A 17,667-nucleotide genomic window follows, 5' to 3' on the forward strand; every position below is an offset into this window, starting at 1 on the left:
CGCGCGCAAGCGATATTCCACGTTGTGGGCGGCTAGGCCTCTCCGCGCACCTGCGCGAGCACGATGGTGACGTTGTCGTGCCCGCCCGCGGCCAGCGCCTCATCACGCAACAGGTGGACGGCCTCATCCATGTTGACCGCCTTGGCCAAGATCATCGCGATCTCATAGTCGGTTAGCTCATCGTGTAACCCGTCGGTGCAGCACAGCACGAAGTCGCCGTCGTGCAACGCCACGCGGCGAAACTCCACGTCCGGCGGCCCGTAGGTGCCCACAGCCCGGGTGATGATGTTCTTCTGGGGGTGCACGTGCGCCTCGTCGTCGGTGATCTGACCGGCGTCTACCATCTCCTGGACCATCGAATGGTCGTGCGTGAGACGTTCCAGGTCGCCGGCGCGGTATCGGTACACCCGCGAGTCGCCCACGTGGAACACGAGCGGCACCTCGCCCAGGTACACGCCCGCCACCGTGGTGCCGGCGGTGGGGCCAAGGTTAAGCAGCGAGGTCTGGGTGTCGAAAAACTCGCCCTCCACGTGCACCGTGATCGCCTCCGCAGCCCGGGCCAGCGCCTCCGAGATGACAGCCGCCGCCTCACTTTCGAGGTCTCCCTCCACCTCGGCCAGCATGTCCACGGCGTACTGCGCCGCGACGTCGCCCAGTGCGTGCCCGCCCATGCCGTCGGCCACCGCGAACAGCCGGGGGCGAGCCAGATAACGGTCCTCGTTGCGCGCACGGACGGCGCCGGTGTCGCTCACGCACACCATTCTTGCGGTCAATCTCCTGCTCACGCCTGCCCTCCTGCCCTCCTGCCCTCATCCTACGCCGAGCGCGGGCACTCTAGAAGAACGGCGAGGGGTAGATGCCCCAGTAGGCCAGAGCAAACAGGAGGAGGATCTGCCCGGTGAAGATCACGCGCAAGTCCGCCCCCGCCCGCCGGGTCTGCATCGGGTGGGCGTGCCACGTGGCAAGCGCGCGCACGAGGAAGTACACCGCGGCAAGGCCCAAGAGTTCCACCGTGAGGATTCCGCCCTGGACCACCCACCGGTTCGTCTCGTAGCTCAGCGCCAAGGTCGCGATCGCCACGAGGTAGGCGAGAAAGGCCACCCACGTGAGCGTCACCAGCACGGCGCTGATGAGGATCGGGCGTCCCACGCGCTGATAGTTCTGCCGCGCCCCGATCCCAAAGTGGCCCGACAGCAGGAGTAGCGATCCGATCACGGTGAGCATGAGGCCCGAGGCGAGGATCGCGAACATCGCGGTCCCCGAACCGAACCAGCGCGGGGTGTCAAGCGTCTGCGCCGTGAAGGCCTGGTGCGGCTGGGCACCCGCCACCTTCGGGCTGAGCCGGGCCGAAGACGGCAGGCCGTTGATGAAGTTCGCGATGTCCTGGAAGGGGCGGGCCTGCAGCTCGCCATCGATCCGCAGCCCGTGGTCGGCACCCTCGTAGTAACGCACCAACAGATCGTTGTTGCCCGCCTCCTGCAGGCTCTCCCCCACCTCGATCGGGCCCTGCACGATCGGCATCGACAGGTCGTGGGTGCCGTAGGCCATCATCACCGGCACCGTGATTTGCTTGTGGTAGGGGCGCGGGTCAAACGTGGCGTACTGGAAGTCGCCCGCTGCGATCGCGCCCGTAATGAGGCGCGGGATGCCCTGGTAGATGACCGGTGGTACGCCCACGTTGCGCAGGTAGGCGTCCGCGGCGAGCGCCCCCTGGTCGCGGATCGGCATGGCCGGGTCGGAGATGAGGATGAGGAAGGCCGCCTCGGCGTCATCGGCAACCGCCACGGGTGCAACGAGCGCGCCCTCGGACTCTCCGTAGTAGCCCACGTCACGAGCGTAGACCGAGTCCTGATCGCGCAGCCACTCGGCCACCGTCTCATACCCGCGGGCGAGTCCCAGGTAGTCGCGTTCGAAGGTGGTGTAGTGCTCGAGCAGCTTGTCCGGGACTGCCGTCACGATCCCGGCGGAGGCCAGCCACTGGGCGTGCTCCTCGAAGGCCTCGTGCGAGGATGTGCCCGTGCCGTGCAGGAACACGACGCCAGGGCTCTGTCCCTTCACCCCCACCGGCTCGCGCAGTGTCAACTCGATCGTGGTGCCGTCCTCCATGGCGACATCGTGCACCGACGTCGCCACCTCGTACGTGTCAAGCGGCGCGGTACGCGAGGAGGAGACGATGGCCGTGTCCGCGGTTTCGGGCGCGATGAGGTTCGTCATCGGCTGCGGGTTCCAGTTCGGCCCCGCCCACGCACCCCACGTGCCAAGAACCAGAACGGCGAGCACCCACAGCAGGACGAGTGGGGGCTTGCGCGCACGTAAACTGATCAAAAGCCGAGCCGCCCCAAAAGCTTCGGGTCGCGCTGCCAATCCTTGGCCACCTTGACGAAAAGGTTCAGGTAGACCTGGCGGCCGAGCATCGCCTCAATCGACTCGCGCGAGGAGCGCCCCACCCGCTTCAGGCGCGCCCCGCCCCGGCCGATGATGATGCCCTTCTGAGACTCACGCTCTACGTACAGGCTCGCGTGGATCGCCAGCACGGGCTCCCCCTCGCGCCGCGGCCGCTCCTCCATCTCGTCGACGACGACCGCGATCGAGTGCGGCAGCTCCTCACGCACGCCCACCAGCGCGGCCTCGCGGATGAGCTCGGCGATGCGATCCTCCTCTGTTTCATCCGTCACAGAATCGCGCGGGTACAGGGGTGGGCTGAGCGGCATGCGCTCGAGCAGAAGGCTGGCCAGCAGGCCCACCTGCTCGCCGGCCACGGCAGACACGGGCACGATCTCAGCGAACTCGTGCATCTGGGAGATCTCGATGATGCGCTCGGCCAGCGCGTCCTTCGTCACTTTGTCCATCTTCGTGATGACGGCCAGGATCGGCGCGCCAGTCTTTTTCACCAGGTCAAGCAGGAAGCGGTCGCCCGGGCCGGTCGGCTCGTCGGCCGGCATGCACAGGGCCACGGCGTCCACATCGGATAGCGCCTCCCCCACCATGTCGTTGAGCCTCTCGCCCAGGAGCGTGCGGGGGCGGTGCAGCCCGGGGGTGTCCACCACGATGAGCTGGCCCGCCTCCAGCTGGACGATGCCCCGGATCACCCGGCGTGTGGTCTCGGGCTGATCGGCGGTGATGGCGATCTTCGTGCCCACCATCGCGTTCAGCAACGTCGACTTACCCGCGTTCGGGCGGCCGACCACCGAGACGAATCCGGCCCGGAAATCCTCAAACTCACTCATCTTCATCCTGCGCTCTTTTCACAATGACACTCACCAGCCGCTTGCGGCGACCCTCGAACCGGTCCGCCGCTAGCACCAAGCCGGCGATCGTCGCCTCCGATCCTGAGATGGGTATCTTACCCAAACCCTTCGCAAGAAGACCGCCGATCGACTCCACGTCGTCGTCGTCAACATCGATGCCAAAGAGCTCGGCCACCTCGTCGATCGGCATGCGGGCCGGGACGCGGAAGACGCCGTCGTCGATCTGCTCCACCTCGGGCAGAGCCCGGTCGTGTTCGTCGACCATCTCGCCCACCAGCTCCTCGAGCAGGTCCTCGATCGTGACGAGGCCGGCGATGCCGCCCCACTCGTCCACCGCGAAGGCGATGTGGTTCTGGGTGGCCTGCATGTGGGCCAGCAGGTCGTCGGCCAGCACGAACTCGGGCACGAACTGGGCCTCGCGCATGACGTCGCTCACCAGGAGGCCCTCGGTGTCGGTGCGGCGGTGGATGCGGCGCACCACGTCCTTAAGGTAGGCAACCCCCAGCAGGTCGTCGGAGGACTCGCCAATTACGGGCACGCGGGAAAAGCCCGAGCGGGTGAAGAGCGAGATGGCGTGGTCCAGATCCTCCGTCGCGTCGATCGAGATCATGTCGGTGCGCGGCACCATCACCTCGCGCACGATCGTATGCGACAGCTCGAAAACCGAGTGCAGCATCGAGCGCTCGTCGTCCTCCAGCACCTCGGACTCCGAAACGCGCTCCACCATCACCTGCAGCTCGTCCTCGTACCTCGTCTCCCGGTCCTCCTCCGCCGTCTCGCGCCGGGTGACGAACACCGAGCCGAGCCGGGCGAGCGGCCACAGCACGGCGTCGCCCACCCGCAGCGCCTGGACGGGGTATTTGGCGCCGAGGTGCGCGGGCAGGAGTAGGCCCGTGCCCATGAGCGCGAGCACGGCGACAACGAGCGTCACGATCCACACGAGCCAAGCGGCATGTACGAAATCCGTGATGAGGGTGAACACGCCCAGCCCGAGCAGCATGAGGAATACGTTGTGGACGGCCGTGACCGCCGCCAATGTGGCCGGGCGCCGCTCGTAGATCCGGGCCAGGTGCTCCCCCGCGTTGCCCTCCTCGATCGCCTGGCGCACGCGCGGGTGCGTGATTGTGTGCAGAGCCTGGAGCGTGATGTTGGTGAGGATCGTGCCGAGCAGGGCAACAATCGCCACCACACTGGCCAGGGTGAGCGAGACTTCGGACTCAATCATCGTCGACCGTCGGAGCGATGTCGTCGATGTTCCCCGAGCCGTAATCGTGCGGCTTGCGCGCCAGGAAGGTGAGCAGCAGGCGGCGCTGGAGGTCGAACATCTCCTCCTTCTCCTCCGGCTCGGCGTGATCGTAGCCGAGCAGGTGCAAGATACCGTGGGTGACTAGGAGCAAGATCTCCTCCATCGTGGCATGCCCCGATTTCAGGGCCTGCCGCTTCGCCACCGCCGGGCACACCACAATGTCGCCCAGCATCCCGGGCTTGGGCTCGGTGCCGAGCGGGGCAGGGCGGATCTCGTCCATCGGGAAGGACAGCACGTCGGTGGGGCCGGGCAGGTCCATCCACTCCAGATGTAGCTGCTCCATCGCTGCCTCGTCTACGAAGATCACCGACAGGTCAGCGCGCGGGTGCACCCGCATCTGCTCGAGCACGTAGGAGGCCAGCTCGCTGACCTCCGTCACGCCCACCGCCGGTTCGAAACCCGATTCGTCGTTTACCTCAATCATTTTCCTCACTCGGCGTCATATCGTGCGTAGGCGTCGATGATGTCGGCCACCAGCCGGTGGCGCACCACGTCGGCCGATCCCAACTCAATGAACTTGATCTTGTCCACGTCGCGCAGGATCCGGCGCACGAGCGCCAAGCCCGAGGTCTTCTTCGACGGCAGGTCCACCTGGGTCAGGTCGCCCGTTACCACCATCTTCGAGTGGAAGCCGAGGCGCGTGAGGAACATCTTCATCTGCTCCGGCGTTGTGTTTTGCGCCTCGTCGAGGATGACGAACGCGTTCGACAGGGTGCGCCCGCGCATGTAGGCCAGCGGCGCCACCTCGATCGTGCCGGCCGCCAGCAGCTTGAGGATCGCGTCCGGGTCAATCATGTCGTACAGCGCATCATAGAGCGGGCGCATGTACGGATCGACCTTGTCGTTCAGCGAGCCGGGCAGGAAGCCCAGCGACTCGCCGGCCTCCACCACCGGGCGGGTGAGGATGATGCGCGAGACCTCCTTGCGTTGGAGGGCCACCACGGCCTTCGCCATCGCCAGGTAGGTCTTGCCCGTTCCGGCCGGGCCAATACCGAACGTGATCGTGACCTCGTCGATCGCGTCCACGTAGGCCTTCTGCCCGAGGGTCTTGGGCCGGATCGTCTTGCCCCGGTTGGTGAGGATGTCGGTGCTCAGCAGGTCAGTGGGCTTGGCCAGCCCCGATCGCATGATAGCGAGCGCGCGTTCCACCGCGTCCACGGTCATGTGTTCGCCGGTGGCGGCCACGGAGATGAGTTCGCTCATGAGCTCGGCCGCGAGCTCGACGTCGGCCTGCTCGCCGTTGATCGTGATGCCCTGCCCGAGGACGTGGAGGGTGGCCGGTGCCAGCCCCTTTTCGAGTGCGCGCAACACCTCGTCCCTGTGGCCGAGGATGTTGATCATCGGCACGCGGTCGGGGACGGTGACAGTTTTGGTAACTTCCATCGTTTTCATTCTAGCGGTATGCCGTGACGACGGCGGCCGCCCACGCCCCCGCCGTCGCCGAGCGCATGACGTGGTTGCCGAGCAGGACGGGGGTGGCACCGGCGCCGGCGAACATCTCGAGTTCGGCGGGCGTGATGCCGCCTTCGGGCCCGACGACGATCATGACGTCGCGCTCGATCGGCAGCAGGTCGGCCAGCGGCGCGGTTGCTTCCTCATGGCAGACAACCGTGAGCCCGTCGAATTCGCGGATCGCGGCGGCGAGCTGGCCGGAGGTGTGGAGGGGGTGAATCTGCGGGAGGAAGGCACGCCGGGATTGCTTCGTGGCCGCCCAGACGGCATCGGCAAGCCGCGCCCGGCCCTTCTCGGCCCTGTCCCCGCTCCAGCGCACGATCGAACGCTCGGCCATCCACGGGATGAAGGCGTCCACGCCGTACTCGGTGCAGGTTTCGAGCGCTTGCTCGTCGTGTCCGCGCTTAGCGAGCGCCTGGACGAGAGTGATGCGCGGGCGCGCCAGCTCCTCTTGAGCGGAGGCGAGCCGGCGGCCGCAGACCTCAGCCTTGCCGACGACGTCGACTTCGATCGTCACCCGCAGCCCGTCCCCGTTCACGACGTCGATCCGATCGCCCACGCTCGTGCGCCGTACGACGGCGGCGTGGTGGGCCTCGGGCCCGGTGAGGATGACCTGCTCGGTATCGGCGAGGTCAGGATCGATGTAGACCGGTAAAGTCATCGGCCCGAGAGCCGATCCCAGATGCGCCCGAACACCGACTGGCTGGAGTCGACCAGCTCGCCGGTCTCCTCCCCACGCTCGTGGGCGAACTGTTCGAGGAGCTCGCGCTGGCGGGCGTCGAGCTTGGTGGGGGTGACCACCTGGACCTGGACCTTGAGGTCGCCGCGCCCGCCACGGTGGAGGCGGCCCACGCCCAGGCCGCGCAGGGTTTCGACGTGGCCGGCCTGCGTGCCCGGGTCGAGGGAGATGGTCTGCTCCCCATCGAAGGTGTCGATCTCGAGCGTGGTGCCGAGCGCGGCCGCCGTCATCGGCACCTGCAACGTACATAGCAGGTCATCCCCGGAACGGGTGAAGACCGGGTCGGGCTCGATCTGGACCTGGGCGAACAAGTCACCCGCCGGGCCGCCCGCCAGGCCGGCGTCGCCGCGGCCCTGGAGGCGGATGCGCATCCCATCGTCTACGCCCGCGGGAACCTTGATGGTGACGGGCTGGCTGGCGCGGATGCGGCCCTCGCCCGAGCACTCCCCGCACGGGGTGACGATGATCGTGCCATATCCCTGGCAGCGCCCGCACACCGTCTGTGACATGACCTGGCCGAACAGCGACTGGGTGACCTGCTGGACGGAGCCGGTGCCGTCGCAGTTCGTGCACGGTACGGGCTCAGTGCCCGGCTCGGCCATCTGCCCGTGACAGTGCGGGCACTCGACCACGGCCTCATGGTTGATGGTCTTCTCCGCGCCGAACACCACCTCGTCGAGGCTGAGGTGGACGGCCACGAGCGTGTCCTGGCCGCGCCGGGCGCGCGAGGCCGGGCCGCGGCGTGTGTTGCCCCCGCCGAAGAAGGTATTGAAGATGTCCTGGAAGCCCTCGAAGCCCGGGCTGTAGGTGGCCCCGCCGCGCAGCGCGTCCTCCCCGCCCATGTCGTACATCTTGCGTTTGTCCGGGTTGGAGAGCACCTCGTAGGCGTTGTTGACCTCCTGATACTTCTCCGTGGACCCGCCGTTGGGGTTGTCGGGGTGCAGTTCGCGGGACTTCTTCCGGTAGGCCTTCTTGATCTCGGCCTGGGTCGCGTTCCGGCCCACCCCGAGGACGTCGTAATAATCTGCCACAGTTTCCCTTTGTTAATTCGCTGCCAAGATGTCGGATAGATACTTCGCCACCGCATAGACCGAGGACATATTCGCCGTGTAGTCCATGCGCGTCGGTCCAATGATGCCAAGCCGGGCCAGTGTTTGCTGGTCCGCGCCCACATAGTTGGTGGACACCACAGAGGTTTCGCTCAGGGCATCACTCGAGTTCTCCCGGCCGATCCCCACGTGCAGCCCGTCCTCCTGGTGGGCGAGGATGCGCAGCAGTACCACCTGCTCCTCGATCGCGTCGAGGATGGGGAAGACCGAGTTGTCGAAGTCAATCGTGTAGCGGGTGAGGTTGGCGGTGCCGGCGACGACGACCCGTTCCTCGGCTTCGTTGCGTAGCGTTTCTTCCACCACCTGCACGACGAGGCGGGCGGCCGGCTTGAGTTCCTCTGGCAGGCCGTCTTCCACCCGGCCGAGCGCGTCGGGCAGGCCGGCCAGCTGGAGCTCCTCGAGTTCGGTGTTGAGCACCCGCCGCAGCGCCACCAGGTCCTCCTCCGTGAGCGCCGAGGGGAAGGAGACCATGCGCTGCTCCACGCGGCCAGCGTTGGTGATGATGACGACCAGCGCGCGGGTGTCGGTGAGCGGCACCAGCTCGATGTGGCGCAGGGCCGTGCGGCGAAGCGAGGGGTATTGCACCATCGCCACCTGGTTCGTGAGGGAGGACAGGAGGGCCGCGGCGCGTGTGATGACCTCGTCTAGGTCCACCGCCTCGAACAGCATGCGCTTGATCGCGGTGCGCTCGGCGCGCGAGAGCGGCTTGAGCGAGGCGATCTGGTCCACGAACTGGCGGTAGCCGGCGTCAGTGGGCACGCGCCCTGCGGAGGTGTGGGGTTGGTGGATGAGGCCAGCCTCCTCAAGCGACACCATGTCGCTACGGACGGTTGCCGGCGAGACGCCGAGGTGGTGGCGCTCGACCACGGCGCGCGAGCCCACTGGCTCGCCCGTACGCACGTAATCTTGCACGATGGCGTTGAGCACCTTGGCCTGCCGATCCGTTGCCATCACGCCTCCCCACATAGCACTCGCATAACTCGAGTGCCAATTCTACGCCCTGGCCTCCAAATATCCCAGTTGCCTCCCACGCGCTACCCTAGCCCCATGAGCTATATCGACCGCTACGGCCCTGACACCCTCAACGCCCCCGCCTCCACCATCCGCGACGTCACTGTGGAGGTGGGCATGGTCCTCGAGGACGTCACCTCCGGGTACGTGGGCGAAGTGATGAAGGTGGGCAAGGTGGCCGGCCAGTGGCAGATGGAACTGGAGGATGCCCAGATGCGCCGGCGCGGCTTCCCGATCGGGCGCGGGTTCTGGCTCGAGGGCGAGGCGGTGAACCTCATCCCGCCCCTGCCGAAGAAACTGGTAGCCAGCCGAGGCCCGAAGATCACTGCCTCGGGCTCCTTCCACGTGGAGCACGAGGCGCGCGTGGCCAAGGCCTCCCGCATCTGGGTGGAGGGCAAGCACGACGCCGAGCTCATCTCCAAGATCTGGGGCTCCGACTTGGCCTATGAGGGCATCATGATCGAAGAGCTCTTCGGCGCCGACCACCTGGCCGATGTCCTCGCCGTCTTCGGCCCGTCCGATTCCCGGCGCGCCGGCATCATGCTCGACCACCTCGTGGCCGGCTCCAAGGAGGCCCGTATCGCCGCCGAGGTGGCGACCATGGAGGGCGTGCTCGTGCTCGGCCATCCCTACGTCGACATCTGGCAGGCGATCAAGCCCGGCGTCGTTGGTCTGAAAGAATGGCCGCACGTGCCGCGCGGGGAGGACATCAAGAAGGGCACGCTCGCCCGCATGGGCTGGCCGCACGCCACGGCCGAGGATATCGGCCTGGGCTGGGCCAGGATTCTGAGGGCCGTGCGCGACTACCGGGACCTCGAGCCGGCGTTCCTTGGCCGAATGGAGGAGCTCATCGACTTCGTCACGGCCGCTAGCCCCACACCTCACCGGGCAGGGTAGGGATGATCCCCTCCGCATAGGAGGCGATCTCCTTCAGCCGCTCGACCTTCTCCCCGCCCTCGTTGACCATGAAGGTCACTTTGTTGGCCGTCAAGTGCGCCGCTCGCAGGCCGGGCCAGGAGGAGAGGAAGGCGGCGACATCGTCGTTCACCCAACCCGACTCGCCCTCCCAGGACAACCCGCCGTCCAGGCGCGCGAGGGTCTCGGGGATCTCGGGCTCGGTGCCGTCGCTGCGCAGTGGGACCTCAAGCGTGAACAGCAGGTAGCCGCCAACCGACGGCGCCACGAAGCTGCCCGCCCGCCAGGTGGTCCCGCGCCGGCCGGAGCTGACGGCCTCCACGCCCGGCGCCCCCACCGCGAGCGGCCAATGGCTCGGCAGCACCGTGGTATCGAGCAAGAAGAGGGCGAGGTTGTCCACGGTGTCCTTCACCCGCCACCCCTGGGCGCGCATGGCGCCCTTGAGACGCGAGGCCTCGTCCCACGTGCCACCCGACTTCTTGGAGAACAGGGTGATCCCCGTGTAGATCAGCGGGATGCCGATCACGAGGGCAAGGATGGTGTAGACGACATAGTCGCGGTTCATGATGCCTCCTCGGCGTCCCACAGGGTTCGGGTCACGACGTCGGCCAACAGGCGCCCCTTGCGGGTCAGCCGCAAGCGGCCGGCGAACGCGGCGGCTGGGTCGATCAGTTCGTCGGCGATAAGCGAGGCGACGACGCCAGGCGGGGTAGCACCCACGTCGATGCCCTCGCTCAGACGGATGCCCAGCATGATATCCTCCTCGTGCCGCTCGGCGGGGGTGAGGACCTCGCCGCCCGCGATCGGCAGCTCCCCGGCCTCAAGTTTGCCAGCGTACGCGATCGGGTGCTTGATGTTCCAAAAGCGACGCCCGTCCAGGTGGGAGTGGGCGCCGGGGCCGAATCCCCACCAGTTCGCGTTCGTCCAGTAGGCCCGGTTGTGTTCCGAGCGCTTGCCGGGCTTGGCCCAGTTCGACACCTCGTACCACTCGTAGCCGGCGGCAGACAGCGCCTCGTCTGCCATCTCGTACTTGGCGGCCAGCACGTCCGGGTCCGGCACGGGGATCTCCCCGCGCCGCAACTGGGCCCCCATCTTCGTGCCCTCCTCGATCGTCAGGCCGTAAGCGGAGATGTGGCCGGGCTCGAGCGCGATCGCGGCGTCGAGGGAGGCACGCCAGTCATCGAGGGACTCCCCCGGCGCGCCGTAAATCAGGTCAAGGGAAAACTCCAGGCCGAGCTCCCGCGCCCAGCGGGCCACCTGGGCCACTTGGCCGGGCGTGTGCTGGCGGTCGAGGGTGGCCAGCACGTGCTCGACCGCCGACTGCATGCCGAAAGAGAAGCGGGTAAAGCCCGCATCTGCCAGGGTCTCGAGTGCCTCCAAGGTCACCGTCTCCGGGTTCGCCTCGGTGGTCACCTCGCCCTCAGGGGAGCCGAAGGCCTCCGTCAGCGCGGCCAGCACCGCCGCCAGGTCGGACGCCGGCAGCATCGTGGGAGTGCCGCCCCCAAAGAAAACCGTGCGCAGGGGCCCTGCCGGGGCGACGGCGTCGTGAGCAAGGGCGATCTCAGAGATGAGGGTGTCCGCGAAACGCGAGGCGCTCGCGCCCTTGCCGAAATCGAGGTTCGTGTAGGTGTTGAAGTCGCAATACCCGCAGCGCACCGAGCAAAACGGCACGTGGACGTAGGCGGACAGACCCTCCACCCGCGCGGTGTCGATGCCGAGTTCAGTCACGCTCGCGGATCGCCTCGACGTCGAAAATCTTGCGCCCGGCCTCAATCCCGCGCGACTCGAAACGGGTCATTACGCGGCCCGGCCAGCGCTTGGCGAAGCCGCCCCGGTACTGGCCCTGGTCGGCCGCATCGGGGTTCTTCTCCGAGTAAGGATTGGAAAAGTGCGGGCTGTTGGCCACCACATCGCGCATATGCCAGGCGTAGTCGGCCCAGTCGGTGGCCATACGCCACACGCCGCCCTGCTCGAGCACGAGCGCCACGCTCTTCGCGAAGTTGTCGCTCACCAGGCGGCGCTTGTGGTGACGCTTCTTGCGCCACGGGTCCGGGAAGAACGTCCACACCTCCCGCGCCCGCGGGTTTTCCACCTCGCCACGCCGGAAAAGGATGGGCAGGGCCTGGGCGGCGTCAACCTCCATGATCCGCACGTTCTGCACGCCCTCGCGCACGGCCGCATTCACGCAGCGCGCCACGCCGGGCGACCACGCCTCGATCGCCAAGAAGTTCCACTCGGGGCGGGCGAGGGCCGCGGACATCGTCTGCTCCCCGCTGCCCGGGCCGATCTCGACCACGAGCGGGGCCGAACGCCCAAATGCCGCGCGCAGGTCCACGAACGCATCCTTAGCCAGGGTGGTCTGGGCCGGCCCCTGCGGGTAGTCGATGACGTATGCCGGGCCGTATTCCTCCATCACCTTTTCGTACTTGTCCCCCAGGCGCGAACCGCGCCGGGTGAAGGACATAATCCGGCCGTAGTTGGGGTTCTGCTCGGGCAGGGTGCCGTGCTCGGACATTACTTCTTCTTTGACTCGGGCATCTCGGAGGACAGGGCTGCGACGAAGGCCTCCTGCGGCACGTCCACGCGCCCAATCGACTTCATGCGCTTCTTACCTTCCTTCTGCTTCTCCAGCAGCTTGCGCTTACGGGAGATATCGCCACCGTAACACTTGGCCAGCATATCCTTGCGCAGGGCCCGGATCGTTTCGCGGGCAATAATGCGCGAACCGATCGCGGCCTGGACGGGGATCTCGAACTGCTGGCGCGGAATGAGGCCCTTGAGCTTGCCGGTCATCTCCACACCGTAGTGGTAGGCGTTGTCGCGGTGGACGATCGCGGAGAAGGCATCCACCTTCTCGCCGTTGAGCAGGATGTCAACCTTGACCAGGTCCGCCTGCTGCTCGCCCTCCTCCTTGTAATCGAGGGAGGCGTAGCCCTTCGTGCGGGACTTGAGCTGGTCGAAGAAGTCGGTGACGATCTCGGCCAGCGGCAACTTGTAGCGCAACTCCACCCGGTCCTCGGACAGGTAGTCCATCCCCTCCAGGTTCCCGCGGCGCTGCTGGCACAGCTCCATCGTGGTGCCCACGAAGTCGGAAGGGGTGAGGATCGTGGCGTTGACCAGCGGCTCGTAAATCGCCTGAATCTTCCCGTCCGGGAACTCGGACGGGTTTTGCACCACATGCTCGGCCCCGCCTTCGGCAACCACCCGGTAGATAACCGAGGGGGCGGTGGCGATGAGGTCCAAGTCAAACTCGCGCTCGAGGCGCTCTGTGACGATCTCAAGGTGGAGCAGGCCGAGGAACCCGCACCTAAAGCCGAAGCCGAGTGCCACAGAGTTTTCGGGCTCGTAGACAAGGGCGGCGTCGTTGAGCTTGAGCTTGTCCAGCGCATCACGCAGGGCCGGGTAATCCGAGCCGTCGATCGGGTAGATGCCCGAATAGACCATGGGCTTGGGGTCGCGGTAGCCCGAGAGAGGCGCGGCGGCCGGCTTGCGGGCGTCCGTGACCGTGTCGCCCACGCGCGACTGGCGCACCTCCTTCACACCCGTGATGAGGTAGCCCACCTCCCCCACGCCCAGTCCGGCGGCCGGCTTCGGTTCGGGCGAGATGACGCCGATCTCGAGTAGCTCATGGTTGGTGTGGGTGGACATCATCTGTACACGCTGGCGCGGGGTGAGGTTGCCATCCACCACACGCACGTACGTCACCACGCCGCGGTAGGAATCGTAGACCGAGTCAAAGATCATGGCGCGGGCCTCGGCGTCGGCGTCGCCCGTGGGGGCCGGGATCTCGGCCACGATCCGGTCAAGCAACTCGTCCACGCCCTGGCCCGTCTTGCCCGACACCCGCACCACGTCGTCGGGATCGCACCCGATGAGGGAGGCGAGCTCGGCGGCGTACTTGTCCGGGTTCGCGGCCGGCAGGTCGATCTTGTTGAGGACGGGGATGATCGTCAGGTCATTCTCGATCGCCATGTACAGGTTCGCCAGCGTCTGCGCCTCGATGCCCTGCGCCGAATCGACCAGGAGGATCGCGCCCTCGCACGCGGCGAGCGAACGGGAGACCTCGTAAGCGAAGTCCACGTGGCCGGGGGTGTCGATCATGTTGAGCGCGTAGGCCTGCCCGTCCACCGACCACGGCATGCGCACCGCCTGGGACTTAATCGTGATCCCGCGCTCGCGCTCGATATCCATGCGGTCAAGGTACTGGGCGCGCATCTCACGCTCCGTGACGATGTCCGTCAATTGCAGCATCCGATCGGCAAGCGTGGACTTGCCGTGATCGATGTGGGCGATGATGCAGAAATTCCGAATCTGCGCGGCCGGAGTGGACGCGGGCTGGATCTTGGCCAGCTCGGCAGAGGTAGAAACGGGCACGAGTCTCCTTCGAATAACAGTCTTTGACAACGATACCAGCGCGCCCGCACGGAACCGGGAATGTGCCGTGTGAAATTAGGCGGCCTGTGCCAGACTTGAGGCGTGTACACCTCCATTTTGTGGGACATGGGCGGCACGCTCATCGACACCTACCCGGCCGTCGACCACCTGCTCGCGCGGATTGGATATCGCACGGACGCGCCCAGCAACGCCCAGCTGTCCGAGGTGGCCCGCCTGCGCTCGATCTCCATCGACCACGCAATGAACAAGCTCCACCAGCTCTACGACGCCGACCTCGAGGCCCTGCATGCCGGCTACTCCGAACTCAAGGAATCGTGGAAGACCCGCCCGGCCCCGCTCATGAGTGGCGCGCGCCGCGTGCTCGAGGCTGTTCGCGACGCCGGTGGGCTCAACCTCATCGCCACCCACCGTGACCGCTGCTCGGCCGAGGACCTGCTGGCCGCCCACGGCATCGAGGTGGACGACATGGTGTGTGCTCCCGACGGCTACGAGCGCAAGCCCTCCCCTGACATGTACCTGGTGCTGATCGAACGCCACCGCCTCCACCCGGCCCGCGTGCTCGCCGTGGGCGACCGCCCGATCGACGTGGAGGCCGCCACCGCCGCCGGGGTGGACGGCTACCTGCTCGACCACCAGGGCAAGCAACCGGGCACCCTTGCCTCCCTCAGCGAACTTATTGGGATGATCGGGCCGCAGCAGTGAGACAATACCTACCATGAGCCTTGGTCCTGGATCCCTCAACGTCTTTCTGCCCCTCATCGAGCGCCTGACCCGCCTGCCGGGGCGCGCGCTCGTAACCTTCGCCGCCGCAAGCAACGCGCTTCTCGCCTTCGTCGGCTGGCAAGCCGGCACGCACGGAGGTGGCGCAGGCGCGTGGATCCCGTTTGGCGCATGCGTAGTCTTCAGCATCGTGCTGGTGTTCTTCGCGATCCGGCGCTCCCGGCTCGAGCGCCTGCTGAACGAGTACACCGAGAAGGCGCGGGCGCGCTACGCCAAGCAGACTCAACGATCCGAGAGCGCGGGCCAAATCTCGCAAAGCTCCGGGGACGGGATCATCATCGACGAATATGGCAACGTCCTCACCCGCGAGGCGGGCATGGAGGCCGAGGTCGAGCGCCTGCGGGCCCGGGAACGCCAGGCCGACGCCGAACGGGAGGCCGCCCAGCGGCGTAAGACCTTCCTCTCCCGGCTCGAGGCCGCCCAGCGCGCCGCCATCGCCCAGGCGGGCGGGGTGGGCAACGTCCCCCACCTCCAAGACGACCTGCGCTGGACCGTGCTCGCGGCCGGCATCACCCTCGCCTCCCTGCCGTTCATCGCCCTCCTTGCCATCATCAGCCTCTTCATCTGGCTCTAATGCCGGGTGGCCGGCACCCGGAGTGCCGGGGCGGCCGCTCAGGCGAGCCGCTCCAGCGGGCGCGAGGTGGGCGACGGCGTCGTGAACGGCCAGCCTTGTGGCAAAATGGGGGCATGGGTTTTAACAAGAAGCTCCTAGCCGCCGACGAGCACGTTATTCGCCACATGCGCGAGCACGTGAAGGCGATTTTTGGCAATATCCTCGCGCTGGTGGTCGTGGTGGTGGCATTGGTCCTCGCACTCTACTTCCTGCCCGACTCAGTGCGCCCGTGGGCGCACTGGGCCGCCGGCGCCACGGCTGGGCTACTGGCGATCTTCCTGTTCGTCATCCCGTGGCTGCAGTGGATGACCAGCACGTACACGGTCACCGACCGGCGGATCATCACCCGCACGGGCATCTTCAACAAGACCGGGCACGACATCCCGCTCTCCCGGATTTCGAGCGCCTCCTACGAGCGCGACATCATTGACCGCATGTTCGGCTGCGGCACCCTCATCCTTGAAACCTCGGCCGGCAACCCGGTCACGCTCCACGACGTGCCCGAGGTCGAGCGCTTGCACGTGACCCTGATCGAGCTGCTTGACGAGAGCGAGGACGAGTAGCCGTGTCTTTCATGGAGTCCCTCCGGCGCGCGGCCAAGTCGGCCGGCCGGAGTCTTGGCCGGGACCTGGCCCGCAAGGCGGGTGACGAGATCTCCCGCGCGATCACCGGCAGCCGTGGCACGTCGGGACGCGGCGGGCGTTCAGCATCGCGCGGAACGGCGCAAGGCGGGGGTAGTGCGCGAGATGCGAGGACGGCGTCGTCGAAGAAGAACGCGACTCAACCGGCGCCAGGACCCAAGTTGCGGCCCAGGGGCGCCACCTTGCCCGGGCCTGACGAGCCCGCCATCGAGTGGCCGGTTGCGCGCATCGGCCTTCCCACCTTCGACTACTCCCCGCTCCCCGACGCCTCCCCCGACCCGGGCGAGGTGGTGTGGGCGTGGGTACCGTTCGACGAGAACGACGGGCGCGGCAAGGACCGGCCCGTGCTCGTGCTCGCCGGATACGAGGAGCACGTGGTGTTCGTGCAGATGTCGAGCAAGGATCACGACGACTACACCCGCTACGAGGCCAGCCAAGGCCGCACGTGGCTGGACATCGGGACGGGCGCGTGGGACTCGCGCGGGCGCTCGTCGGAGGTGCGGCTCGACAGGCTGCTGGTCGCGCACGTGGCCCAAGTCCGCCGCGAAGGCGCCACGCTCGATCGGGCCAGGTACGACGCCGTAGTCAAGGCGCTCATGGAACTCCACGGCTAATGCCAGACTTTTCCAAGGTTCGCCCGCTAATATGGAAAGAGTAAGGGAGCTAGACGCTTCGGACCCACGTTAAAGGAGCAATCATGAGCTTTGATGACATCAAGAACAAGGCCAAGGACCTGGGCGGCAAGGCCAAGGAAACCGCCGGCAAGGCCACTGACAACGAGGACCTCGAGTTCGAGGGCAAGAAGGACCAGCTGGTTGCCGACGTGAAGAAGGCCGCCACCGAAGCCGGCGAGAAGGCCAAGGGCTTCGTCAACGACACGATCGACAAGATCAAGGGCGACAAGGACGAGCAGTAGTCAACGCCCCGGGGCTCACGCCCCTGTAGCCACCACGGCGCCGCAAACGTGAGCAGATGCACCACAAACCGCATCTGGCCTCGCTTTTGCGGCGCCGGTCGCTTTGCTAAAGTAGTCAATTGGACTTTGAACCTGGTCGGGTGAAAGGTCCGGCCAATCTTCTTTCCACGGGCACCCCACGCCTCAGTCCGAAGATGGCATGCCCTCACCGACCCGCGGCCCTCGGGGCCATCATTCACAACGAAAGAGTTCATCAGTGGCAAACATCAAGTCCCAGATCAAGCGAAACAAGACCAACGAGAAGCGCCGCCTTCGCAACAAGGCCGTCAAGACCGAGGTTCGTACCCTCGTACGTAAGACGCGCGAGGCCGCTGCAGCCGGCAACGCCGAGGAGGCGCAGGAAGCGCTCCGCGTTGCTTCCCGCAAGCTCGATAAGGCTGTTTCCAAGGGTGTTATCCATCGCAACCAGGCGGCCAACCGCAAGTCGAAGCTCGCCAAGCTCGTTGCGAAGATCAACGGCTAAGTAGCTCGAAGAAAGGGCG

20 protein-coding genes are annotated in these 17,667 nt (G+C 66.7%); 7 read left to right on the forward strand and 13 right to left on the reverse strand.

The genetic code is table 11. The annotated features are described in order from the left end of the window. Positions 1-32: 32 nt before the first annotated feature. The 9 genes from HMPREF3167_RS03790 to hrcA form a co-directional block, all read right to left on the reverse strand. Positions 33-752: a PP2C family protein-serine/threonine phosphatase gene (locus HMPREF3167_RS03790; RefSeq protein ID WP_062613811.1), complete on the reverse strand. Its 720-nt coding sequence runs from the start codon at positions 750-752 to the stop codon at positions 33-35. An 82-nt stretch (positions 753-834) separates the two neighbouring features. Then, positions 835-2,325: an alpha/beta hydrolase family protein gene (locus HMPREF3167_RS03795; protein WP_148132382.1), complete on the reverse strand. Its 1,491-nt coding sequence runs from the start codon at positions 2,323-2,325 to the stop codon at positions 835-837. Further along, the gene (era, locus tag HMPREF3167_RS03800; protein WP_236698681.1) at positions 2,322-3,233 is read right to left on the reverse strand and encodes a GTPase Era; all 912 of its coding nucleotides are present in this window, start codon (positions 3,231-3,233) and stop codon (positions 2,322-2,324) included. Before era ends, HMPREF3167_RS03795 begins: the two co-directional genes overlap by 4 nt. Further along, a complete protein-coding gene (locus HMPREF3167_RS03805; RefSeq protein ID WP_068538983.1) occupies positions 3,220-4,473 on the reverse strand; it encodes a hemolysin family protein in 1,254 nt (417 codons plus the stop codon). The genes era and HMPREF3167_RS03805 overlap by 14 nt, the downstream gene beginning before the upstream one ends. Further along, positions 4,466-4,978 carry an rRNA maturation RNase YbeY gene (gene ybeY, locus HMPREF3167_RS03810; RefSeq protein WP_062613808.1) on the reverse strand — a complete coding sequence of 171 codons (513 nt, stop codon included), beginning with the start codon at positions 4,976-4,978 and terminating at the stop codon, positions 4,466-4,468. The genes HMPREF3167_RS03805 and ybeY overlap by 8 nt, the downstream gene beginning before the upstream one ends. Positions 4,979-4,983: 5 nt before the next feature. Further along, positions 4,984-5,937 (reverse strand): PhoH family protein, encoded by a 954-nt coding sequence (locus HMPREF3167_RS03815; protein WP_083200608.1) that lies wholly within the window; start codon positions 5,935-5,937, stop codon positions 4,984-4,986. Positions 5,938-5,947: 10 nt separating this feature from the next. Next, on the reverse strand, positions 5,948-6,667 hold the full coding sequence (locus tag HMPREF3167_RS03820; protein ID WP_070445588.1) for a 16S rRNA (uracil(1498)-N(3))-methyltransferase: 720 nt from the start codon (positions 6,665-6,667) through the stop codon (positions 5,948-5,950). Then, complete coding sequence (dnaJ, locus tag HMPREF3167_RS03825; RefSeq protein WP_062613805.1) at positions 6,664-7,776, reverse strand: molecular chaperone DnaJ; 1,113 nt, start codon at positions 7,774-7,776, stop codon at positions 6,664-6,666. The genes HMPREF3167_RS03820 and dnaJ overlap by 4 nt, the downstream gene beginning before the upstream one ends. Positions 7,777-7,788: 12 nt before the next feature. After that, positions 7,789-8,805 (reverse strand): heat-inducible transcriptional repressor HrcA, encoded by a 1,017-nt coding sequence (gene hrcA, locus HMPREF3167_RS03830; protein ID WP_201783163.1) that lies wholly within the window; start codon positions 8,803-8,805, stop codon positions 7,789-7,791. Between the two features lie 96 nt (positions 8,806-8,901). Here hrcA and HMPREF3167_RS03835 point away from each other — a divergent pair, with 96 nt between their 5' ends. Then, on the forward strand, positions 8,902-9,762 hold the full coding sequence (locus HMPREF3167_RS03835) for a DUF3097 family protein (protein WP_070445589.1): 861 nt from the start codon (positions 8,902-8,904) through the stop codon (positions 9,760-9,762). On the opposite strand, the gene HMPREF3167_RS03840 is transcribed toward HMPREF3167_RS03835, so the two are convergent. From HMPREF3167_RS03840 to lepA, 4 genes are read right to left on the reverse strand one after another with little or no spacing between them, the layout of a single operon-like run. Continuing rightward, positions 9,734-10,345: a hypothetical protein gene (locus HMPREF3167_RS03840; RefSeq protein ID WP_070445590.1), complete on the reverse strand. Its 612-nt coding sequence runs from the start codon at positions 10,343-10,345 to the stop codon at positions 9,734-9,736. The two genes, HMPREF3167_RS03835 and HMPREF3167_RS03840, sit on opposite strands and share 29 nt — an antisense overlap. Next, positions 10,342-11,508, reverse strand: a complete 1,167-nt coding sequence (gene hemW / locus HMPREF3167_RS03845) for a radical SAM family heme chaperone HemW (RefSeq protein ID WP_070445591.1) — start codon at positions 11,506-11,508, stop codon at positions 10,342-10,344. Before hemW ends, HMPREF3167_RS03840 begins: the two co-directional genes overlap by 4 nt. Beyond that, positions 11,501-12,295: a tRNA (guanosine(46)-N7)-methyltransferase TrmB gene (gene trmB, locus HMPREF3167_RS03850; protein ID WP_068538979.1), complete on the reverse strand. Its 795-nt coding sequence runs from the start codon at positions 12,293-12,295 to the stop codon at positions 11,501-11,503. Before trmB ends, hemW begins: the two co-directional genes overlap by 8 nt. Then, positions 12,295-14,154 (reverse strand): translation elongation factor 4, encoded by a 1,860-nt coding sequence (lepA, locus tag HMPREF3167_RS03855; protein WP_062613799.1) that lies wholly within the window; start codon positions 14,152-14,154, stop codon positions 12,295-12,297. The genes trmB and lepA overlap by 1 nt, the downstream gene beginning before the upstream one ends. 102 nt (positions 14,155-14,256) lie before the next feature. Between lepA and HMPREF3167_RS03860 the strand changes: the two genes are divergently transcribed. The 6 genes from HMPREF3167_RS03860 (at position 14,257) to rpsT (ending at position 17,648) form a co-directional block, all read left to right on the forward strand. Beyond that, positions 14,257-14,877, forward strand: a complete 621-nt coding sequence (locus HMPREF3167_RS03860; RefSeq protein ID WP_246783084.1) for an HAD-IA family hydrolase — start codon at positions 14,257-14,259, stop codon at positions 14,875-14,877. Between the two features lie 13 nt (positions 14,878-14,890). Beyond that, entirely contained in the window at positions 14,891-15,529 is a 639-nt protein-coding gene (locus tag HMPREF3167_RS03865; RefSeq protein ID WP_068538977.1) for a hypothetical protein, read from the forward strand. A gap of 113 nt (positions 15,530-15,642) precedes the next feature. Continuing rightward, entirely contained in the window at positions 15,643-16,131 is a 489-nt protein-coding gene (locus HMPREF3167_RS03870; RefSeq protein ID WP_068538976.1) for a PH domain-containing protein, read from the forward strand. Between the two features lie 11 nt (positions 16,132-16,142). After that, the gene (locus tag HMPREF3167_RS03875; RefSeq protein WP_070445642.1) at positions 16,143-16,823 is read left to right on the forward strand and encodes a type II toxin-antitoxin system PemK/MazF family toxin; all 681 of its coding nucleotides are present in this window, start codon (positions 16,143-16,145) and stop codon (positions 16,821-16,823) included. A gap of 83 nt (positions 16,824-16,906) precedes the next feature. Next, complete coding sequence (locus HMPREF3167_RS03880) at positions 16,907-17,125, forward strand: CsbD family protein (protein WP_062613795.1); 219 nt, start codon at positions 16,907-16,909, stop codon at positions 17,123-17,125. Positions 17,126-17,381: 256 nt separating this feature from the next. Continuing rightward, complete coding sequence (rpsT, locus tag HMPREF3167_RS03885) at positions 17,382-17,648, forward strand: 30S ribosomal protein S20 (protein WP_062613794.1); 267 nt, start codon at positions 17,382-17,384, stop codon at positions 17,646-17,648. Positions 17,649-17,667: the final 19 nt, after the last annotated feature.

This window comes from Trueperella sp. HMSC08B05, assembly GCF_001808405.1.
GTDB classification, from domain to species: Bacteria; Actinomycetota; Actinomycetes; order Actinomycetales; family Actinomycetaceae; genus Trueperella; species Trueperella bernardiae.